Raw genomic sequence first — 22,932 nt, 5'->3', positions numbered from 1 at the left:
TCTCTTACCACAATTTATTCTTTTAAATGTTTACTTTCTGTAACATTAAAACTTGTAATAAGTTTATTTTTAAAATAAATTAACAAATTATTTATTTTTGAGTACCATGTTTGAAGATTTCCTCTTTTTTTCATCAAAACTAACCAATCTGTTAAAATCTTAAATATAGAAGAAGATATTACAAACGGCAAAGAAATAGATTGACTCATTAACTGAAATATCTTTTTTAAATCATCGACGTTCTTATTTTCATAATCTACTATAATTTTTTCAAAAAAAGAAAAATCATTATGTGACAATGAATATATAGTAATAAAACCAAGTGAAATAGCAAACATGGTTCTAATAATATCAAAAGAAATTTTTAAGTTATCAAGTAAAACATCACATATCTTATAACGAATTAGTAGAATTAGATACATTAATGTGGACGTACCACATATTGAAATGAGTAATAGTTGAATGGTTACAACCTGAAATACAAACACTGCAATTACAGTTATAAATATCGGAACAGAAAGAAAGCTGATTGTAGACAAACAAGCAATGTTGTTACTAAAGATTAACTTTGGTTGTACTAGTAAAAAAAGTGGAGCGAAAAAAAGAAAGACAAAAACCAGCTCTAGAAAGGAATGGCCCTCATGATTAAAAATGATCACACAGGCCCAAAAGATCAAGCCTAAAACACCTCGTCTAGACTGAATAAAGTCAAGCAATGAAAATAATCGTTGGATTAATATATTCATTTCCCCTCCACATTTTAGTATCAGATACTTATTTGCAATAATCATAACATTTACTTGTTTGTAGAAATATATGAAATATTACAAGTTTATAGGCGATGGAATGAGTTCCTTATTTAAAGGCTTTGAAATCTTTGTCTTAGTAATTCATTGTTCGAACTCACGTCTCGGGTTGGAGCCATAAACAAAGGGGTTCTTGCATTCCGCAAGAACCTCTTTGAGGCGAGTCATTTTTTTACAATTTTCTACTTCTTAACCAAAACAGATAAGTCTCCCTTAAAGAATGTTTCAACAAATATGATTACTCTTGTAGCTTAACTATACGTAAAATGTAAACCATTTCTCCTGTAGGAATAAGATGGGATATGGTACAATCCGATTATACACTTAAAATCTATTTCATGGAGGACTCATATGAGTGAGCTGTTAAGAGAAGTTGAACAATGGCTAAGTCAACGGCCACGTTGGCTGCAAGATGCTGCATCCCGCCTTGTTAATAACAATACTTTGACTGATACAGACCATCAGGAGTTGATAGAGTTATGCAAGGTAGAAGCGCAGCTTCTAGATTTTGAAAAGGTATTTAATAGTGTCGTATCTAAAAGTCTTTCATCAAAGGATTCATCAATGCATCTAAGACTTGATGCAATACAAAATGTCAGAGGGATCAGTGCTCTTGGTGCGAGAAACCCTTTAAGCTTCGGGAGTTCACTATCAATTATTTATGGTCAAAATGGTTCAGGAAAATCAAGTTATGTACGCTTATTGAAACATATCTCTGGAGCTAAAAAAAACGGAAAGTTAATGGGTAATGTTTATGTCCAAGAACAACAACCCCAAGAGTGCTCAGTAAAAATCACCTCATATGATAAATCAAGCGAAGTCAATTGGACTCCTGATATTGGAGCACTTAATGAATTAAGTGCTATAAAATTGTACGATACTGACTGCGCCAATGTGTATGTTAATGATGAAAACGAAGTTGCCTATGAACCTTGGTTACTTCAATTTTTTAGTCAATTGACAAATGCATGCATTAAAGTTGGACAAGCTATAAAGAAGGAAATGGAAAGCATTTCTCCTACTAAACTGTCCCACCCTGAAGGGAGTATAAAAACAAAATCTATTTTGTGGTTAAACAAGCTTAGTAATATAACCACTACCGAAGATATTGATGCCCACTGTTCATGGGTTGAAGTGGATGAAGTTACTCTTAACAGTAAAAGACAGCAAGTTGCTGAGACAGATCCTGTTGAAAAAATGAAGCAATTTAAGCATATTGCACAGAGCATCAAAAAACTACATACACTTCTTAACGATGTGAAGAACTCTTTAAGCGATGACGCATGTGCTGAGATAATTAACGCTAGGTCAGATTATATGAAGAAAAAGAAAGCTGCAGACGAAGATGCCAAGAAGGTTTTCGAAGGTCTCCCACTCGACGGTGTTGGTACTGAGAGTTGGAAATTACTTTGGGAGCATGCGAGGTCATTCTCTGAACAACAGGCATATCCAAAAGAAGCATTTCCATACACTTCAACTGACTCGAACTGTGTACTCTGCCATCAACCCCTTTCGCTGGAAGCTCAGAGTAGACTAAACTCTTTCGAATCTTATGTAAAAGATTCCCTTAGCAAACAAGCTAAAACTGCCGAAGAACATCTTGCTGCGTTACTAAAAGCAGTCAAAGAAATACCAAATGAGTCAACCTTGGCGCTACATTTTAATTCTATGGGTATTACATCTGAGGAAGAAAAGCAGATTGTAATCCAATTTTGCACTGCCTTGCAAAGGCGGAGTGAGAGTGTAAAGAAAGCTACAACACTTCACCAAATCACATCCTTACCTTCCGAAGACGTATTATCAGCCTTTAATGAAGCTGCCATTGCTAAAGAACAACAAGCTTCTGACTACGAAAAGTTATCTAAAATGGATAATAGAGATGAAATAAAAAGCAATATCCTTGAACTTGAAGCTCGTAAATGGCTTCATCAAAACAAAGCTATTATTATTGAAAATGTTAGCAAGTTAAAACAAATTGCTAAATTCAAGAAAGCCCAAACACTGACAAATACTCAAGCATTATCTACAAAGAAATCATCTTTGTCGGACGAGCTTATTACAGGAGAATATATTAAGAGATTTCAAAAAGAACTAAAAGATCTTGGCGGTTCAAGGATTAATGTTGATCTAACTAAGACTAGGGCTGAACGGGGTCATATTTATCATCAAATACGCCTTAAAAATTGCCCAACAAATGTCCGGACTTCCGAAGTACTAAGTGAAGGAGAATTTAGAATAGTATCCCTTGCAGGATTCCTTGCAGATGTTGAAGGTGGTTCAGGTAATACTCCATTCGTATTTGATGACCCAATATCATCCCTTGATCAATTATTTGAAGAAGCAACTGTTGTAAGAATCGCAAAACTAAGTATGTCCCGGCAAGTTATAGTATTCACTCACAGACTTTCGTTCTTAACACTACTTCAAGAAGCTGCAAAAAATCTAAAAATTAAATATGATGTAACATGGCTTAGAGCGGAGTCTTGGGGAACAGGGGAACCTGGTCAGCCCCCAATTTTCGCAAATAAACCTGAAAGTGCTTTGAACTTATTACTAAACGACAGGCTCTCTAGAGCTCGTAAAGTTTTAGATGAGCATGGAAGAATAGAATATGATCTTCTGGCAAAAGGCATCTGTAGCGACTTTAGAATTTTAATTGAACGCTTTATTGAAAATGATCTTTTAGGGGATGTGGTTCAACGATTTAGACGATCAGTAAATACTATGGGAAAACTACATAAACTGGCATATATCTCAGTAGATGATTGTAAGTTATTCGAAGAATACATGACTAAATACTCAGCATATGAACATTCTCAATCTTATGAAACGCCTGTGATGTTACCAGAACCGGATGAATTAAAATCAGACATGGAACGTATTAAGTCTTGGTTAGGTGAATTCAAGAAACGAACTTCTGCGTAAAGCGCCAAAGTTACTTCTTTGAGATTCCTTTCTCACACTCCATGTTGCTATTTACTAACTTTCTCTTGTTTTTTTAAAAAATAGATTAATGGCCGTACAGACTTGGTAAACGAGTTCTGTACGGCCATTCTTTCCCCTTTGTCAAACTCACTTTATTGCCACTGCCCTTCATTATGGACGGAAACTGAAATAGAAAAAGAGTCCTTCCGTTGACCCCAGGCTTATTTAAATCTTCTTCCGACAGTGAATAGACTTACAAGAATCACTCTCTTCCAAATCTTCATTCAGCGATATCCATAAATCTCCTTCTTCTATTTGCGTTTGCCTCCATTATTTCTTGTATTATTTGGACTTGTATCTGACTGAATAGATATCTTTTTCGTCCATCCTTCAATAAAATCGTTTTGTCTGGCACGATCGCCTTTTCTTTCAATAAGGACTTCAGTTTTTTCTCTCCTATATGTAGCATTTTCAGCAAGTCAGTCAAATAATAACCATTTTTATTGTGAAATTCATTTTTCAAAAGACCAAGACACGTGTCTAACTCTGATTTGGAGTACAACACATCGGCTAATGTACCACCGATTTCCCTTGTTCGTGGATGGATAACACCTTCCTTAGTAAAATGAATCAAATCTATTATTTTCAGACCATTTACGGAGTATTTAATCAATGCATCGTGGAACTTTATCCCTTTAAAAAAAAGATCATAGTGGCCGCAGCAATCATTAAGAATATCTTCCACCTCTATTTTCTTTAGCAATTTGTATGAAGAATACGGTGTAGCATATTCCTTTAAAATCCCCCCATTGACCAAATTAAGCACAGATTCACGTTGAAGTCCAAGCAAGGAAGCAGCTTCTTTTTTATGAATGTAACCTTCCCTGTCTTTTAACAATTGGGTCAGGGAGGTTCGATTGACGATATACTTCTGATGTTCCTCCGTCGGGTTGGATTCCATATCAAGACTACCCACCTTTTGGAGTTGAATGAGTTTGTCATAACTCATCCCGGTCTCCTTTTTCACTTCTTCTCTCCGTAAAGATTCTCGCAACTGAAGCAATTTCTCATTCTGTTTAAAAATCGAAAAATCTCTGCGTATCATCCCTTCATTCAGTTGTTGAATCCAAAACTTATCATAAGCACTTTTGATTATTGTGAATTCTTTGATAGTCAAGCCTAGTTCATATCTTATTTTTTGCTCATACATTGTTTTTTTATTTTTCCTTGAGAACTCGCTCAGCACTATATAATAATGATTTGGAAAATCTTGATACATCCAAATCACATTCCCCCAGGACACTAAATGCCTTATGTTATCTAAACTCCCTTTTCGTTTATTCTGAAATGAACCTATTTTAATAGGTTCATTATCGATGAAGCTCTGTAACCCCTCTAAAATATGAAAAGAGAATTCAGCCAATCTGAAGAAATGCTCAACATCCAGTCCTCCAATTTCATTCAAGACAGGAACCTCATCGAATAATAATTGTTGGATTTTTATTTGAGAATCAACATACATGGAGTCTGATTCAATCCAGTGTTCATTTGTCGATGTAAATGTAAACCCGCAACCTTTACATGCTCCCCTTTGTAATAGATCGTAAAGGTTTATTTTCTCACGACAATTCGAACAATGATCAATAAGGATTTGATGATGATCCAGGCAAATACATACAGGATGAAATCCCCATTTGTACTTATGGATGCCTTTTTGCTTTAGACAAAGGGGACAAAATTTGATTTTGTTTCTTAATAGATGCTTACTACCATATTCTTGATCCTCCAGCCAGTTCCTATAGCTTCTAGAGATTAAGCGTCCAAAGTCGTTATTCGTTAGACGAGCTAAAAAAACCGTGCTTTTCTCACTTAAAAGATTATTATGAATATCAATATGCGATGATTTTAGGAGTTTGCACAAACCAAAGCTGGTTTTATATTGGTTAAGACGAACAACCCGTTGGATATAACCCGATAAGCTCTCCTCATCACATAATTCAGGTCGTAAAAGAAACTGCATCTAGTTCACCCCTATTCTTATTCTGTTTACTCTACTATTATTTCCAAAGCAATAGATACGTAGTCTTTTAAGAACAACTACAAAAGCCCTACTAAGTTGTAGGGCTCGCGTCAAGAAACCGTAAGGATCAGTGTAATACGAAATGACAAGTGGTATTTAAGTCAGCAGAGCTCGCCAAGTTCGGCATAAATCTGATATTGTACCGAATACTTAATCATGATTCTTACATTCATTTCCACAAGCATCAAAACTAGCACTATAAATACTACGTCTAGAGTAGGAATTCTTTCGAACTTGTGATTATCTTTTGCGTGAGCGTCTGTTTGGGGTGCTTGTCTTAAACAGATTTCCTTGAAGTTTTCTTTCCTTCTCGATCTCATCCATCAGATCAAAATTCTTCTGTTCAAAGGGATTTATTGCGTAGGGACGAATGGAGCGAGTGATTTTGTCAAAGGAATCCCTTAACTCGATCTGAGTTATTTGATCATTCCCTTTCTTAAGTGCATATTTAGTTGCTTGTTTAAGTAAGTCCATGATGTAACGAGGAACTCCGAAGGAAAAATAATATATTTTGGCCGCAATGTCAGGATCGGATAAATGAGAAAGCTTGTAAAAGGGTAATTGCTTATCTATTGATACTATGAATTTTCTAAACTCAATTATCTCTTCATTGGTCGAGAAAGCAAAAGGGGGGAGTAATATCCGATTGGGGTAGCGGCCATCAAGTTGCTCATTATGCTCAAATATACGCTCTGAAACTGGTAACCCACAGAGTACAACGGGAATATTAACCTCTTCAATAAATGTCTTAAGCCAATCGGAGGCATTGGCAAGAACGTGATCCGTTTCGCGATCAATTAAATGTTGAAATTCATCTAAAATAATCATCTGAATATCACAAGCTTTGACAAAATATTGTATCCGATTCGTCATATTCTCTTCTGTACCAGCGTTAAACATTGGATCTTGCATGACTCTAAGAATTTTTGAAGCCAATACTTTTGGTGACCTCGCTCTGGGAGGGACCTTCACATTCAGAATTGGAATAACAGTTCTCTCCCTTTCCAGTATCCTCGGAAATTTGGAAGCATACTGTTCAACCATAGTAGTCTTCCCAGCTCCAGTGGGGCCAAGAATACATAATTGATCCGTCATCACACTGTGTTTTGAAAGTTCATGAATTTCTTCCAACTCTGAAAGAGCTTCAGCAAACTTAGGATGCATGACCAAAATGGATTTAACATGAGCTACTCTTTGAACATAATCCGAAAATGAAGCTGGTTTTCCATTCAGAGATTCGAACTTTATTTCATCCATAGCCAATACAACTCCTCTCATTCGATTCTCTGACGAAAAACTGTATCGTAACCTTCTAGTTCAATCTCGTAATCCTGTGATTCTTCTTTGTTTACCGTGGGAATTTCGTAAACTTTTTTCTCTTCTGATGATTTCTTATCATTGCTTTTTTTCTTTTTAGTAAACTTATCCGATTTCGTTTGTGAATGACCTATCCTTTCATCGACTAAACGCAATGATTCCAGATCACTTGGAGCCAATTGCGCATCATAGGCTACCTGGATCGTAGCGAGATCCTCCGCCATTATTTGCGCACGAGCTTCCAATGGAAATTGCTCTAGTTTCTTCAAGCGGTATTTACTCTCCTCAATCAACCTGTTAATCTCTCGATTTGCATTTGCCATATCTGATGTATCGAATCCTCGGTAAGCCTGCTCGTTATTGTAGGAAATGGCATGTAATTGTTCATAATGTACAGGATATTGATCGTCGATTTTCTTTTTCTTTAGACTGTTTCTAGTTGGGTATGCTTCAATATATTGTTGGTTTTCCTCGTCGTAGATGTATATAGTTCTCATGTCCGCCATATCAAAACGGACTCTGACATATTGATCATCTTTTTTTCTTTTTTTTCGATCAGCCAATTGCATAAGCTCCGGACTTTGAAAAAATTGTGATTGAATTTCTACCCCTTTATTTGTAATAGTTCGAAAATCAACCCCGGAAGCCAACAATAATTTTAAATCGTCTTTTTTGTATGGCAACTTCCGATGAACGACCGTGTTCTTCAGACCTTGATTCCATATAAATTCAGGAGTTCCACCAACTGCAATACTATAGTCATTTGCGATCAAGTCTATAAATATGACATGAATGATATGAAACAATGTGCGTAAATCAACACAAGCATTTTTAGCGGAGTTATATTGTGATTTTTCTTGGGGATTAGAGAAAGTCGTGCCAGGAATCTGGTGAATTTTGTGATTGACCCTTTTTAATGCTCTTTCAATCGTTCCTTTATGGTGACCCGTCATGACTGGACAGTATTGCACTTCTATGCCTATTAAGGAACATACTTCTTCAAGATCTTTAGATTCATTGACTTTAGCATTGTCCAAAACAATGACTTCCGGAACACCAAATGCTGTCCAGTCATGTTTTAATTGGGGATATAGTTTGCGTAGATGTACTTTAGGAAGCATGGAATGAAGTAGACATTGCTTAATTGCTTTCGTATCGGGCTCATTCGGACAGATATAAAAACCAAGAGGATAATCGGAAAAGACATCAATAGCATAAATCAGATAATAACGTACACGCTTCAACGTTTTGAAGTCAACGATAAGTAAATCAATAGGAGTCCAGTCAATTTCAACTCGTTGCAGTGGGCGTTCAACATCGACTTCTGTAGTTGAACCTCTTTTATTCAACGAAGCTTGAACGGCGCCATGTCTTGAACGATCCTTTCCATAACTATCTGTCTTATCTTGTACAATCCGAAACACGGTGGTTAAGCTACACGGTTTTATTTTCTGATCATCACCACGCATTTCGTTGTATTCTTTTACTTGCAACTTCATTTCGATCCATTTTTCTCGAATCGTCGATTGAAGCCCACTTTTTTCTTCTTCTCTAAGCATTTTCTCGATCATCGAAACAACGATTGGATCGGTATGATAGCCACGTTTCTTGAATCGTTCACCAGAAACTAGAGATCGTTTATCACCGGTGATTTCGTATCGTTTTTTCCAACGATAAAGGGATGCTAACGAACCGATACTTTTTCTCATTTCATCTGACAACGACGCAACATATATTTTAAAGTCAGCAGGTTTAATTTCACCCGAGATAACTGGCTTTAAAATCTTGTAACGTTTCTCCATGATTTGGCGTTCTTCCTCTGTTAGCAGGTTAGGATCATACATGCGATGTATCATTTGACTTCTATTTTCTTTTTTTGGAATCAAGCGTTTTTCAAACCACGCCAGTAAAAGTTCATTCATCGAATACGTTTCGATTTGATTATCATAGGATAAATTAGAAAGCTCCAGTTCTCCATTCTTTATACACTTTCGAACAAGGTATTTCTGGTCATTCATGAGAAATTGTACACCAGGCACAAAGGAGAAACCCTCCATCCGCTCACATCCTTTCTCCAACGCTGACAACTGCCTCGCCATCCAGCCTTTTACTGATTAAATCGACATAAATATTCTTGTGATAAATAAGTGCATAAATTGCTTTGTAGAAAACTTCGTCTTCCAACTCGTTACAATATCCTCTTAACATGTTAATACTGCATGTATCATATTGCTTCAGTTTCTGAAAAACGATCGAAAGATACTTGATTTCTACAAGTTGGCTCCCCAGAGCTCGAAGAATGGCTAGGTTTTCTTGAAAATAACCAGGTCTAATTAATTTATCAGTCACAATCCGATATTCCCAACCAAATTGATTACAATATAATCGTCCAACAACATATTTAATCAGATTATCTTCATTTCTTAGTTTTTCTTCTGGTTTTATTTCAACGATCCACACATCTCCCTTCTTTGTAAGAACTTTAAAATCAGGATAGTAATTACGAATTTTCTCCCTATAGATATAAGGTATTTGTAATGGCTGATAGATGATATCCACGATGTTCGGCTCAAAATCGAGAATTTTCACATAATCGCGTTCAATACTGCTCTCACAATGAATCATTTTTTTCGTTTTTAAGAAGGGAACTTTATACCGATGATGCTTTCCTCTACTGGCTTTAATTTTGCGTGCATGATTTTCTATAATCATCACCTCCCTACATTTCTCCCGCTTTGTTAACGTCATTTTATCTATTCTACTATTTATGATGTCCATTCTAGCAATCTATAAACCTAGTTAACTTATAGCTAAGATGTTTCAAATAGAGATATTCATAGCCACTATTAACAATCGAACATTCAAAAATCGAATAGTGTTTGACTTAAAAATCTACCGCTGGTACCTATGTTAATTAATATATATAATAAATAATAAGAGCAGCCAATAATTTGGCTGCTCTTATTATTTATTATATTATGTGGATTTGTTATTTCAATCTTTTGCAAAATCATAACATTTCACTCCAATTTATTATTTATAATTTTTCCTTCTACTGTACCATTTTCAATTAACCAAGCTAACTTTTCAAAGTTATATTTAATGTAACTAGTCGCCTCAGATCCTGACAGAATGATGGTTTAATACTTATTCACCACTCTCGTTAAATCTGAACCAATATAATTCATAGCACTAAGAAATATAATTATTTTCAAATCATTACCTTTGCTATGGAAAATTAAAGAATAGTCATCAATCACTCTTAAAATAAATATTGATAAAAGGAACTGCATTATGAACACTGAACTGTGACCCTATCTGTGGACAGTATATGATTAAGGTCCTTTGAGGCTTAGGTTAATTCATCTGTAATAAGAAAAGAAGTTGCTGTTGTTTTGATCAAACATTATTACAAACTATCAATCTTTATTTCAAAATATCATACTATGTTTTAAAACTACATCAGGCATCCTTTCGAATGCAAATACAACTGTATTACACATCGAACTAAAGGTACTATCACAGCATTTAGTAATAGCTGTCCGAGGAAAATATAGTTTTAGACTAAATTTATTTACCCTACGCCGATTACTGGATTAGTAATCGGCAGGCTCCAAATAAAAGTAGTAAACTGACTCCAATATAAAACCAGCGGCAGTCTTGGAATGGAAAATTAAGTCTTAGTCTGCCGCTGGTTTATTGAACTAATGTTCCCCGTTAGTTAAACGACTTATTGAAGAGTCCTTGTGAGTCGGAAACTCTAACTCTACTAAAAACCTAGTAACGTCGGTAAAATATACCCCTTCTCTTGAGAAATCATAACAAATGAATCTTTAAGTACTGGATCTTCATTAAATACTTCTTTTAATGCATCTCTCAGATGCCATGGATGGTCTCCTCTAAAAGTATTTGTCAAAGCCCACACAATAATTTCATCAACACCATATTTTTTAATATACCAAATTACTAGCCATCTCTTTGCATGATTGGCCCATTCAAATGAAGATATACGAGACTCTACAAATGCGATCCGTTTAAAGATTGTTGGAAGCCCCCTTGCAATTAACACGTTCATATCTTCTTCCTGAATGATTTCAGGGTATACACGTTGGTAAGAAATGACTATACTTTCTATCGCTTCTTCTTGTTGATCAAATGGTATCAGGTCATTTCTAAATAACGCTGCTAATATGCTAGGCTCAATTTTACCATCAAACCAAAGTTTTCGAATGAACTGAGGATGTTCTCTATAATACACCACCTTACTAGAATCACTTTTCAATATTGCGTTATTTAAGTTTTCATTCACCATAAGATACTCTATCAAGGTTTTATCGAAAGCATCATTTAATCCAAATAGTTTTAACCAAAAGCTAATTTTACGTTCAGATCCATATAAACTATCAAAAAACGTATCCTCTCCTACTAACTGGTTAAGTTCTACAATAAATTCTTCATAATCATACTCATAAATCGAATGAATAATCTCATTAGTTATATACATAAAGTCTGTATTAGGTGCTGTAAGAGTAATATCAAAATGCACTCTGACTTTTTCTAATAGCGCAGCTTTTCCTCCATTAACTACAAACTTAGGTAAGTTATATTGAATGAATGACCATAAAGACTCTACGTGTGATGCATGAATGCCATTTGTTTTAGCATGTGCACAATCATTTCGTCTATTCTTCCAGTATGTAACCTGCTGCCTTAAATCATCAGTAAGATTAAATATGACCCATGATCCAGGGCCTCTCTTTACTGCTTCATAAACTTCCTCGTCCCACTTATCATCGTTTCGTAAATTTTGTATTATTGCATTCCATTTTGCGACCGGGATATCATCCGGTTTTTTAGCAGATAAAATTCGTTCTTTTAATACAGTCTGAAAAAACAGATATGAAAACAAAATACCAGCTCTATATGCAGAAGCTTTATAACAAACAATTGATTCCTTGAGAAGATTCCCAGCCTCTTCGGAAACAATTTGACTAGTTAACCATTCTTCAATCTTTAGTCTCATTTAATATCCTCCTATGAATCTTTAGTCCACATCTCTCAAACGTAGTCTTGTCGAACTTTTTTGTGGATTGGAAGCCTATTTAGCAGCTAAAAACAAGTTTTGGATCTCCAACTCAATTACAAAGGGCATAAAAGAAATCAGATTAATTATTATTTTTAATATCGTTTTATATCACTAACATTAAATAAATATGTTCTTCTACTTGCACCAACAACTGGAATAATATTCAATGATAATAAAATGTTCAAACACTCTTTTGTATTCTCTCCATTAAGTCTGTAACCTGCTACACTAAGTTCTTTAATCACTTCATCATATGTGAGAAACATATCATTAAATTTTTTGAAATTGTCCTTGGTGATTCTATATATAGTTAAATCACATTTTTCCGCAGGTAATATTGCTTCTTCAATCCAATACTTTATTGAATGTATCTGAACATTTTTCGCTAATGCAACATCAGTAGTTAGTAAATAATCGTTTGAGTATAAACTCTTTATACTTGCTTTTGAATACCCATATGATCTCAAACCCTCTGATACATTAGTAGAACAGAAACCTACTTCTATTTTTCCACATATAACATTTTTAATAATATCTATAGCACTAATTTTACTCCCATATAGATTTGCAATCATTGATGCTTCTTTTAGCGTTATTAACTCCATATTCTCACTATTCTTAAGTGCTATTCTTTTAAAAGTATCTAGTAAACTCTCAATACTTTTTAATAAGATCTTGTATTCTCTTACTCTCGTTCTATTAGGACGCCTCAGTGTTTCTAAAATACCTTCCTCCACTAACTTCTTTACTATCACTCTGTGAATTTTCAAATAATCCTCAGTTTGAATCAATGACATAGAATCTTTACTATTCTCAATAAACGATTCCACACTCTCTCTACTAACAAACTGCTCAGAACCATCATTTTCTATCTTGCAAATTATTTTACGTTCCTCAATTAATCTCCGCAGCGTTCCAATATGACAGCCAATTAAGCGACGTGCTTGAGAACAAGTTATAAACTCTACTTTGATTTGATCTCTAATCTTACATTTATAGAGTTGACCTGACCAGTTTTTTGAAAGATAGATGTTTAACTCATCAATGAGTATTTTATACTTAGTATCATATATCATGCCTTTATAAAAATACCCGAATTTTTTTACGATCCCCTTATCTGTGGCCTCCTTACTAGAGTGAAATCCACTTAAAAACTCATAATAACTTTCTGGCCATTTAGAGAAAAGATTAGCAACCATCAAAATATTTTGATGAACTATTCTGTTATCAATTCTTGAGGAATTGATAACGCGATATTTATTATTTTGCTTACATAAAAAGAAAGTTGTCAGATATAAAATATAACTGATCATAGAAGAGAATTTCATGTAATACAAAGGACTATTACTCAAATCATTATCTAATTCGATTTCATACCCTGATGCGTGATAAATCAGTCTTGTCATTGAGGTTTGATCACTACTAACCTCTTCAATAGGGGAATTCGTCAAGTTGAAACCGCAATTACAAAATAACAATTTTTTAGAATAGACACTTAAAATTTTTTTGCATTTAAAACAAGTATCTATTAATAAACAATTATGAATTGGGCAAATGGTAACTAAAGATATGCCCCAAATTTTTTTATGATATCCATTTTCATGCAAACACTTTGGGCACACCTTAATTTTATTTTTAGGAATCACAAATTTTAGCTGGATTAAATCTATTATTGAGAGAGGCGGATTTAAGATCGGAGAGATACTATTAATTAATAAGTGGATATCTAAATTTAGAAAATCAGCAATTTTGTTTAACTGGTCTTCTTTTAGATTATAAAGACAAAGTCTATTTCTCTTATCTTGTATTGAAATTTTATTTAAAAAAGTAGACATAGAATCATAATGATTAATCTCAAATAGTCGGGTTATATAACCGGAAAAACTTTCGTCTTCAAATGGCTTAGGGCGAATAAGTAATTTTGACATTACAACACCATCCCTCTAGTGCTATTTTCGCTATTTAAAGAAAAGAGTGGTCACGTAAACGTCACCACTCTTTATCATGAATATTTATCCGAAAAATATGAATATAACTTATTTTCTCAACGATGATGAAAGATTTTTGTCACACCAAATGAAAAAATTCTTAATCTAAATGAAAAATCACAAAGGGGCATAAAAGTAAAACTGAATGGTACATAGTTTCACGGCAATCCCCGATATATCCTGACCGTAGCCCCGTAAAAAATAATTAGAAGCCGGTAGCAATGTTGCACCGCAGCCTACACATGAATCTAGTACTGACTGCCTTTTCATATGTTCTGGGTCCCCATCACCGTGGCATATCTCAACCATCATCCGAGTTATATTAAACGGTGTTGGATAATATCCAAGACCTGATTTATATCCTTTGCCCGTCTCATCACAGAGAACATGGGATAAATAATCCGTGGGATTATCGAGAACCAGGAATAAATCAAACTCCTTGTAATAATGCTCGTTTAAGCTTTCTGAGATCCTCGGTGCTTCTATGCTCCCTGCCATCCCCCACAGTAGCCAATCTGCAAAAGTATCGATATTAGAGTCATAATGCTGAAGACACTTAGCAAACATCTTTTTAGTTGCCTCTGCTTGATGGGAGGATGTATCTTTCCACTCTATTTGAGGGATCGGACCACTACCTTCAATTGTTCCTTTTTCCAAAATATCTGTCCAGTATCTCCATCTGCCCCATAGAAGGTCATCGTACGCGAATAAAAATGGCAATAGCCATCCTCTCTTCTCAAACACTTCGGAATGATGCTGTGGTAGCCCTCCAATCGCCTGTGCATATCCAGCTATTTCATGAGGTAAACGAGCGAGCTGCTCAACTGAAAAGCGATCGATCCGATATAAATGTTTTTTATCTTGTGGTTTAGACATAGTGTCTTTTCTCCTTAGAATCCTCCCCTTCTGCACAGGAGGAAGTGTTGATCCCTGTGCAGAGGGTAGAACATATAAGGTTGGAAATAAATCAAACCACGTTTCTTAGTTGAGGTGTATACGTTTTGTATATCGCCGCTTTTTTTAGCTGGATTTCTTTGTAGATCAGTACCGATCCACATTTGACCATTCCATTTGGATCAATACCGGTTCGTAAGATTTTTGCGTAACGACCCCTTTCTGGACCGTCAGCTAAACTCTTTACAATATCGGATGCTTGTATCCGCGCTCTTCTTTTACATATGAATCAAATATCCCCTTTAAGCTTTGTTGATAAGTAGCGGCAGTATTCTTGATCAATTGAATAATGTTAATTGGCTGATAAGGCGTCGCTCATAAACTGTTCAAAGGTTTTATCTGCTTCAAACAAAACTTGTAGAATTGTGTGGCCATCTACTAGTTCGAATTTACGGAGTGCCCACATCAGCGTTACCTGTTTTGATCGAATCTCTTCCGTTACAAAGCGCAGAAGCCTCTCATAGGAATTATCCTTTATATTTGTAGGAGCGGGATCACTGAAGACATATGTACTAAGCGATGTACCATTTTTTTGGTCATGGTCGCGAAGACAGTTGCAGAACACGGCATTATAGATCCCAATGGAAATTTGATTGGCTATCATATCCAGGTCGTATTGCTCAATATTAGGATATTTACGTAGATGCTTAATCAAATCGTTTATTTCTGGATAATGGGAATGCATTCTTCTTAACTCTTCAAATATTTCTATTCGAAAGGTTAACAATTGTAGCTCGGATTTTTCGGACACTTCACCATGTTCATCTAAAAAAAACAAAATGCAGGTGAGATGTCTGTTATCCATTTTTTTGAGTATGCATTTACCTATATCACTCTCATTGATTTTTACAATGTACATGATGCCTATTTCCATCTCTGAGTAGGAGATATTCTCTATCGGGACAATACAAGTCCCTTCCTGTAAGTTCTTAATAAACATATATTTACTGGTAATCATTTTTACAGCCTCCATTAGAACTCCCCCTATCTGCACGGGAAGAGTTGATTTAACCCCGTGCAGTGGGGATGTTCGTATAGAGAAATCTATTAGCCTGTTTCCTGAATACTCCCAAACTGAATTTGCTGGTACATTGCTTTCGCGAGTGCTGAAGCAACTGGAAAAGCAACGCAGTTACCAACACATCGATACTGTGCAGAAAGTGGAACGTCTGCAGGGAGTGTAAAACTGTCCAGAAATCCGGATAGCCGCAGCGCTTCACGTACTGTGATACGGCGATTTTCAGAAGGGTGCAAAAACTCCCTTCCGTCTTTAGCAATATGTGCCGTAATCGTTGGGCTTGGCTTATCCCATTCTAGTCTTCGCATCCCGCGGTGCTGATTTCGTGGATGCTGAATTACGTCAAATAACCGCTCAGGTGTCGGACTTTCCCATGTGGCCGTATGATTGGGAGTAATCCCTAGAACTCGTTCTCTCGCCCCTATAGTTTCTGCAGTAGGCAGATCACCAATCGCTTGTCGAACAGTTCTCTTCACGTATGAAGGAGTTGGAAAACTAAAATGGAACCCCAAATCCTTTCTAATACCAGCGATAAACACGCGGTTTCTCTCTTGCGCTACACCGAAATGCGCAGCATTTAGGAGCGCCCAGGTAACGTTAAATCCCATGTCCTTATAATTATCGATTAGATGGTAAAAGGATTGTGAGTGTCTTGTCAGTAAGCCCTCTACATTTTCAAATAGAAAAAAATCGGGCATCATTCTCCGGATTATTTCTTGATAAACTATTGCTAGTTTTCCGTGATCCCCTTCAATTCCACGATTGACTCCAGCAGAGCTGAAATCGATGCAACTGGGTCCTCCAATAAATCCGTTGGACTTCGGAATACTTCTTAGTGGCACCTTTGTAATATCTCCTACTCGGATATGCCTACCAATGTTTTCTTCGTAACAGTGTGCAGCGTGTGGATTGAATTCATTCGCCCATTGAATGTCGAACAATTCTTTAAATCCTAAATCAAGTCCACCCATACCAGAGAAAAACGAAGTAATTGTCGGTTTTCTAGAACATTGCATTTGTTAGCCCTCAATTCGCTGTGAAGCTCACAGCTACGAGAGGACAACCGATATGAGAAATGCTGGGCCATTATCTCCTCACTTGCAAGAAGGGGTTCCTTAGCCCTCCCCCTTCGCTTGAGACGGTTTTATGAGGTACATTAAAGAGCCGGTAACGCCCAAGTTTACTTACTGTGGCAGGGGCGTAGCGTATCCCTCAACCCTTTTAGGGAAATGCAATACGTTTTCGTTCCTTTTTAGCTTCTCTCTGCAAAGAAAACCAGGAATCCTCACGGTATTTATCACGATCATCTTCCGCACATTGAAATTCATTACGAAAGCAATCAGGAGTACCGTAATATTCGCAATCCTGGCAAACCGATTTGGTGAATCGTTCTACTTCACGACAGAAAAGAAGAAATGTGTGGTTTAGCGGTATGTTGCCTATCAGCTCTCGGTTGTTAATTTTGTGAGAAAACTCAGTTGACGAGAAGGCAAGCACCTCCGTTACTCCAGAGCAGTCCTCATAGGATTGCTCTAGTGCCACTGATAATTTTCTACCATCTACATATCCCTTGTTAAATAGGTCTGTTTTTAACCTTCCATTCAAAGGAATAAAAACATACCCTGCAGAACTATGAATCAGTTCCTGCATCTTGTATTTCTTTTTTCCTGTACTGTTTACATGAACAGGAACGGGCTTGGGTTTTGACACTAATTTTATCCCTCCTATTTTGGGTACAAAAAAAGGAGACGCAAAAAAGATATACATTAACTTGTATATCTCTATGGTCTCCATGATTTGAACCTTATGTATGAGCTGCAGTTGCAGCATACTCCTTCCCTGCAAAATAAAAAGATCGCAAGGGAAAATTAATTAAATCGTATTGGAATAATTATATCGTTATCTCAATCATCTGGGAAGTACATTGAGGACAGAGGCTACAATAACTATTTGAATCCTATCACCAGAATAAGATTTTAACTGCTGGCTGTGCCATTGAAACCAAAAGTATGTGATGGATGTTAAAAGAAATATTTTAGTGGTGTTACAGCTAAGTATGTTGATGGTTGAGGTAATTGTATTCGTTCATTCTGACAGGAAAGAAAAAACCTTGAAAGGCATGAAGCCAATCAAGGTTTTATAATAATTATTTAAGCGGGTCACTATGCCATCTATCGTCTCCCATGATTCTATCAATAATATGCTCCGCTTCCCAGACAGCAGCAATTTCTAAACCTACGCATTCTAGTTTAGTAGCCTTCCTCATCTCCCCCTTATAATAAGTTGAATATTCATCAGTTAATTTATCTATTACACACGCAGGAGGTGGCCAAGCTTCTTCTTCATTCGAAAATGGTCGATTCTCAATAACCGGCCATTGACCGGATTTTAATACATCATCGTAGACACCTACAATAAATTGATAATCTTCATCTTGAGGTATATCCTCGATATAACTACCAATATACCTATAGATTGCAATACTAGCGTCTTTAAATCTCCTTCCGAAACCAAACCTACCATCAGGCAAAGGGATTGCAAACACATCTCCAAGTTTTATTCGCTTACGTTTCGTGCTCGTCAAGGTTTACCAAACTCCTTATTTGCAGTATCTAATTTTCCATTCTTTAATTTGATATTTATGGAACCCCCATCTTTTCCATGAACCGTAGCGATACTCATTACTTCATTTATTCGGTCCATATGAATTTCCGAAATATCTAACCCATTATTTTTTGTATACTTCATAATACTGTTAATCTCACGTGATGCCTTAAACGATCCTCTAATTTTTAGATAACGTAGGATCATCGTAAAAATACAAAGGGCAGGTACAATAATAAGAAGAATCCCGTCACCCAATAAGAATTGAACTGCTGTATTTTTTCCTTGAAGCTCAAAAAATGTAATGGATAATACGAGAAGGATTATACATGCATATACCCCTACCTTGAACTCTATAATTTCATCATACATGATAAAGTCCCCCCTCCGCTAGTACAATTAATATCTTGCTAATGTTATATAAAAGTAATAAATCATCAATTGCTGAAGTCAACTATTCTGCTATACATAAGAACTGCAAAAGCAAAGGCAGCAACTAACACTAACAAATGAATAGCATATTTTCGCTTCTTATTTTTAACGATGAATATGATAAATTCATTAAACTCTATAAGTTGTTGTTTCATAAGAGTAAACCCCTCTAAATAAGATTTGAACTGCTAGCAATCATATGTACATAGCCACAATTAGCACAACAGAGAAGGCGTAACCGACGAGTATCGGAGTATAAGCGTGTGGTATTAGTAATAGGTAAAAAACTATGAAGGTGATTTTCACCATCGTGAATCTCACCTTCTGTAAAATGTCTTCCAGAGCAAAGTGGGCAAATAAGTTTTTGCTTAGTTTTAGTAATTACCGTACGATATGATTTATTCGGCATTCTTATCTCTTTTCCTTCAAATAAAGCTACGAAGACTCCAGGACTTTCAGTATAAAGATATTCGACTACTCTTTCATCGAATAACAATAACAAAGTCCCACGTTCCAAACTATTTATAAAATCATTCAAGGGTCCATTAAGTCTATTTTCTTTACTTCTTTGGATTATCATTTTTAACGTTTTAAACATTTACAATACATCCTCCCTTTCATTGAAACTTTGTATTCTTGCAACATAGTCACTCTGTCTTCCAACTATCCCGATAGGTAGTATCTTTTATAAATGAACATGCCAGAACTTTCATGTTACTGTAAAATCTCTACTACCGTTTCGGTATGACTAAGTTCATTCACTTTTTCAAGGTGAATATACCTAGAAAAGCCATCTTTTTCAAAGCGGTTCTTGCATGGAATCTCGATCGTTCACTCGTACTGAGTATTTCTATTGACGACAATGATTGTACCGCTATGTTTAGGGCTTTTTCTTTTTCTTCTAAGAGTGTTAAACAGCAGCCTATGATATGAGTACTTTCATCATATACTCTGCGTTTTTCACATAACTTTAGGTGTTTTTTTGCTATTTCAATCTCGCTTAGTTCATTCATGAGATTTCTCCTTAAGGTTGCCACTATCGCTAGTTGATTCGGTCGAATCGATGGATCCAACCCCCTTAGCCCACTTAGCAAAATCCATCACCCATACACCGGTTGTTGATTTGCTGGACGGCTTGTTTTTGTACATCACCATCCCTCCAACTCCGACAACGTAGCGGCTTCTTTTACTACCATTGTTGAACCACTTTTCTCCGTTTGCGATGTGTAATAAGAACTCTTCGATCTTCATTCTCTTCATCCTCTCACTTTTATGTGTTCTTTAGTTTGCAAAACTATTTCGGGCAAAACTACTTTCTATGTCCCTGCAGCACCTATCCACAAATAGACCTACAATTAAGCTTCAGATATCAATAGTAGTATATTAATATTGTAATATATTAATATACTACTATTGATATCTGATTTAGAAAATACAATATTTATAGATTTATAGAAGCTTCCTAAGGTTTTTAGTAATAAACTTACGCATAGAAAAACTCAACCGAGAGGTTGTAATTCGTTCTCTAATATTGCCTGCACAAGTGAGGGGACAAAGTCCAAGGTTCGCAATAAATGATCGCAACTTTCTATCGATATGGTAGAATATAGATAAAGTGTTTTAGGAGGAAGTGATGAAATGGGCTTTTTTAAGAAGAATGATTCCAAAAAGAATCAGTCTATAACAGCCAGCTTATATCATGTAGATGGTCTACCTTTACCTGAGAAGAACCTATGTAAGATTGAATTGAATACAACCCATCTAAATATTGATGGTGGAGGAAGTGATTTCTCTATTGATATTATGCGTATAAAAGAAGCTCAGTTTAAAACTGAAAGTGTTCCGGCGCCAAACGGTGGTATATGGGTGACGTGCTATCTTTTAATTAGCTATATCAATAAATCAGAGAAATTGAGTTCTATTTCTCTTAAAATAGATATTGCCACAGGCAAAACAAAAGATGTCAAAAATGCCCGGAAAATTGCAGATGAGTTGACTTTAAAAACAAAGAATTCCGATGTAGTTGAACTATAAATTTAAATGAATTGAAGACACTCCTAGTGGAGTGCAAAGAAGCCCCCATAAGAAGGGCTTTTTTGTTCTGTTTATTATTACAATGGTCAGATGCTTGTGAGTATCTCTCTCTTATTTTTTGTTTTTTTTCAGATTATTTAATAGTTCATTTCTTTTTTCTTTTCTCTCATTCATTATCTCTGCTTGTGTACGATCGATAATTTTGGTTGCTTTTTTTTGGAATGTAATAAGCTTCCCCTTTTTAACCATACTATTGCTTCCCTTCTATTAGAGATTCATAGTATGTATTCTTCTCAAGTTTCATAGTTATAAACCTATGCGCAAAAAAACCCCCGGGAATTCCCGAGAGTTTTTCTTATAGTTATGCTCTAAGCAATACCTTCTCAGCTTTCTCTTCCGTAACGGCTACTCTTTCACCAAGTTGCTTTAACATTTCGTTACGCAGCTGACGCCGTTTATTCAAAATTTCTTCCTGAGATTTATCCTCTACCTTAATTGGCTTGTTCTGCAGCATCTTGGGTAGCCTCCTTTTTTGAGATCATGTTTTTGTGTAATATCAAACAAAAAGCATGAATAAGTCTTCTAATTTGCCTTGACTCTATTATATCATTGGAAATTACTAGAGACAAGGCGCGTTTGTCTGACTCATCAAAGTGGAAGCACCACACCCAACGCTCATTATTCAGCATTTTCATTGAGAAAGCGACGACTACTCTTCCTGGATATGGGTAGCTAATGAATGAATCGTTAGATTTTTCTTTCGCTGCAGACACAGCTGCATATTCGAATTCCTGGGTGACAGATAAATCTATCTCACTCATACTTCCTCCAGATGTGCCTACGTCGTATATCTTTGTGAGTATATTTTCCTTTACGGCATAAATAGTAAATGGAGAGACGAATCTTAGATCATCAAAATCAAGAATGCCATTGGTTAATCGATATATGTTGGTGTTGACTGCTTTAAGTAAATTAACCAAATAGGAAATACTATTTTCTGAATTATCTATATCTTCAGCAAGCCCATCTACTGATCTTTCTAACTCTTCTATTCGATCTCTCAACTCCTGGATGGTCTCCTCCAATACTTCCTCCCTACCGATAGAGTATTGCAGTACAGATTCAATACTGCCGTCTTTAATAGGGACGAGCAATGTATTGAAAGCATCGTATAGACCATTAAAAGTGAAGTGATCCTTTTGAATGAAAGTACTCCAAACAGCATATTCTGCAGGACGTCTGGCCTTCAAAGCTTCAACGTGAAATTCAGGCGTTCCCAGGGTTGCCATCTTGTCTATGTATCGTTTTACATAAAAAAAGTAATAGATAACAAATAACAAGACTACACTGCCCAGAATAATAGACCATAATGGTAAATGCTTATACCAACCTGTTAAAATGACTATTGCTTGTCCTAAAAGAGGTAGTGAGCTCCATTTTATCGCTGAAACTATTTTAGCGTGTTTAAAATATCCTAACACTTGCTTAATGGGGCCTTTCCAAGCAAGACTTACCCATTTTTCGTTTTTCTGCTGTCTCATCTTTTTTATGATTGGATCGTAAGTTCCTTTTAATTCGTCAATATAGCTATGATAGTTTCTCATTATTTCAGATTGGTCCATGAAATATTACCCTCCCCTTTCATTACTATTCCACAATAGTGGCGGAGATCCTTCCTTTAACAACTT

General features: G+C 35.9%; 22 protein-coding genes. 2 read left to right on the top strand and 20 right to left on the bottom strand.

The annotated features are described in order from the left end of the window. Positions 1 to 14: 14 nt before the first annotated feature. On the bottom strand, positions 15 to 746 hold the full coding sequence (locus M2444_RS30265; protein ID WP_280788874.1) for a hypothetical protein: 732 nt from the start codon (positions 744 to 746) through the stop codon (positions 15 to 17). Positions 747 to 1,157: 411 nt separating this feature from the next. Between M2444_RS30265 and M2444_RS30260 the strand changes: the two genes are divergently transcribed. Beyond that, entirely contained in the window at positions 1,158 to 3,731 is a 2,574-nt protein-coding gene (locus M2444_RS30260; RefSeq protein ID WP_280788873.1) for an AAA family ATPase, read from the top strand. 280 nt (positions 3,732 to 4,011) lie between these two features. On the opposite strand, the gene M2444_RS30255 is transcribed toward M2444_RS30260, so the two are convergent. From M2444_RS30255 to M2444_RS30180, 16 genes are all read right to left on the bottom strand, one after another. After that, positions 4,012 to 5,751, bottom strand: coding sequence for a TniQ family protein (locus M2444_RS30255; RefSeq protein WP_280788872.1), 1,740 nt, complete (start codon positions 5,749 to 5,751; stop codon positions 4,012 to 4,014). A gap of 300 nt (positions 5,752 to 6,051) precedes the next feature. After that, positions 6,052 to 7,068, bottom strand: a complete 1,017-nt coding sequence (locus M2444_RS30250; RefSeq protein ID WP_280788871.1) for a TniB family NTP-binding protein — start codon at positions 7,066 to 7,068, stop codon at positions 6,052 to 6,054. A 17-nt stretch (positions 7,069 to 7,085) separates the two neighbouring features. Continuing rightward, entirely contained in the window at positions 7,086 to 9,185 is a 2,100-nt protein-coding gene (locus M2444_RS30245; protein WP_280788870.1) for a Mu transposase C-terminal domain-containing protein, read from the bottom strand. A gap of 4 nt (positions 9,186 to 9,189) precedes the next feature. Beyond that, complete coding sequence (locus M2444_RS30240) at positions 9,190 to 9,840, bottom strand: TnsA endonuclease N-terminal domain-containing protein (protein WP_280788877.1); 651 nt, start codon at positions 9,838 to 9,840, stop codon at positions 9,190 to 9,192. Between the two features lie 1,057 nt (positions 9,841 to 10,897). Then, a complete protein-coding gene (locus tag M2444_RS30235) occupies positions 10,898 to 12,151 on the bottom strand; it encodes a hypothetical protein (RefSeq protein WP_280788869.1) in 1,254 nt (417 codons plus the stop codon). Positions 12,152 to 12,306: 155 nt separating this feature from the next. Then, complete coding sequence (locus M2444_RS30230; protein ID WP_280788868.1) at positions 12,307 to 14,142, bottom strand: TniQ family protein; 1,836 nt, start codon at positions 14,140 to 14,142, stop codon at positions 12,307 to 12,309. A 177-nt stretch (positions 14,143 to 14,319) separates the two neighbouring features. Then, positions 14,320 to 15,078: a DNA methyltransferase family protein gene (locus tag M2444_RS30225; protein WP_280788867.1), complete on the bottom strand. Its 759-nt coding sequence runs from the start codon at positions 15,076 to 15,078 to the stop codon at positions 14,320 to 14,322. Between the two features lie 370 nt (positions 15,079 to 15,448). Then, positions 15,449 to 16,129, bottom strand: a complete 681-nt coding sequence (locus M2444_RS30220; protein WP_280788866.1) for a hypothetical protein — start codon at positions 16,127 to 16,129, stop codon at positions 15,449 to 15,451. Between the two features lie 74 nt (positions 16,130 to 16,203). Continuing rightward, positions 16,204 to 17,190: a DNA cytosine methyltransferase gene (locus tag M2444_RS30215; protein WP_280788865.1), complete on the bottom strand. Its 987-nt coding sequence runs from the start codon at positions 17,188 to 17,190 to the stop codon at positions 16,204 to 16,206. Positions 17,191 to 17,395: 205 nt separating this feature from the next. Next, on the bottom strand, positions 17,396 to 17,884 hold the full coding sequence (locus tag M2444_RS30210; RefSeq protein ID WP_280788864.1) for a hypothetical protein: 489 nt from the start codon (positions 17,882 to 17,884) through the stop codon (positions 17,396 to 17,398). 436 nt (positions 17,885 to 18,320) lie between these two features. Beyond that, entirely contained in the window at positions 18,321 to 18,758 is a 438-nt protein-coding gene (locus tag M2444_RS30205; RefSeq protein ID WP_280788863.1) for an Imm26 family immunity protein, read from the bottom strand. Continuing rightward, complete coding sequence (locus M2444_RS30200) at positions 18,755 to 19,150, bottom strand: hypothetical protein (protein ID WP_280788862.1); 396 nt, start codon at positions 19,148 to 19,150, stop codon at positions 18,755 to 18,757. Before M2444_RS30200 ends, M2444_RS30205 begins: the two co-directional genes overlap by 4 nt. 65 nt (positions 19,151 to 19,215) lie before the next feature. Next, on the bottom strand, positions 19,216 to 19,365 hold the full coding sequence (locus tag M2444_RS30195) for a hypothetical protein (protein ID WP_280788861.1): 150 nt from the start codon (positions 19,363 to 19,365) through the stop codon (positions 19,216 to 19,218). Between the two features lie 14 nt (positions 19,366 to 19,379). Beyond that, entirely contained in the window at positions 19,380 to 19,808 is a 429-nt protein-coding gene (locus M2444_RS30190) for a hypothetical protein (RefSeq protein WP_280788860.1), read from the bottom strand. Between the two features lie 160 nt (positions 19,809 to 19,968). Next, positions 19,969 to 20,223, bottom strand: a complete 255-nt coding sequence (locus M2444_RS30185) for a hypothetical protein (protein WP_280788859.1) — start codon at positions 20,221 to 20,223, stop codon at positions 19,969 to 19,971. Further along, positions 20,216 to 20,461: a hypothetical protein gene (locus tag M2444_RS30180; protein ID WP_280788858.1), complete on the bottom strand. Its 246-nt coding sequence runs from the start codon at positions 20,459 to 20,461 to the stop codon at positions 20,216 to 20,218. The genes M2444_RS30185 and M2444_RS30180 overlap by 8 nt, the downstream gene beginning before the upstream one ends. A 387-nt stretch (positions 20,462 to 20,848) precedes the next feature. Here M2444_RS30180 and M2444_RS30175 point away from each other — a divergent pair, with 387 nt between their 5' ends. Further along, positions 20,849 to 21,244 carry a hypothetical protein gene (locus tag M2444_RS30175; protein WP_280788857.1) on the top strand — a complete coding sequence of 132 codons (396 nt, stop codon included), beginning with the start codon at positions 20,849 to 20,851 and terminating at the stop codon, positions 21,242 to 21,244. A gap of 111 nt (positions 21,245 to 21,355) precedes the next feature. On the opposite strand, the gene M2444_RS30170 is transcribed toward M2444_RS30175, so the two are convergent. From M2444_RS30170 to M2444_RS30160, 3 genes are all read right to left on the bottom strand, one after another. Continuing rightward, a complete protein-coding gene (locus tag M2444_RS30170; protein ID WP_280788856.1) occupies positions 21,356 to 21,493 on the bottom strand; it encodes a hypothetical protein in 138 nt (45 codons plus the stop codon). Between the two features lie 112 nt (positions 21,494 to 21,605). After that, entirely contained in the window at positions 21,606 to 21,758 is a 153-nt protein-coding gene (locus M2444_RS30165; protein WP_280788855.1) for a hypothetical protein, read from the bottom strand. After that, positions 21,736 to 22,866 carry a hypothetical protein gene (locus M2444_RS30160; protein ID WP_280788854.1) on the bottom strand — a complete coding sequence of 377 codons (1,131 nt, stop codon included), beginning with the start codon at positions 22,864 to 22,866 and terminating at the stop codon, positions 21,736 to 21,738. The genes M2444_RS30165 and M2444_RS30160 overlap by 23 nt, the downstream gene beginning before the upstream one ends. Positions 22,867 to 22,932 lie beyond the last annotated feature (66 nt).

It is taken from the genome of Paenibacillus sp. PastF-3, assembly GCF_029893135.1.
Classification (GTDB): Bacteria; Bacillota; Bacilli; order Paenibacillales; family Paenibacillaceae; genus Paenibacillus_AQ; species Paenibacillus_AQ nitricinens.
Note: the sequence above shows the minus strand (reverse complement) of the source record. Positions and strands in the feature narration are given on the sequence as shown.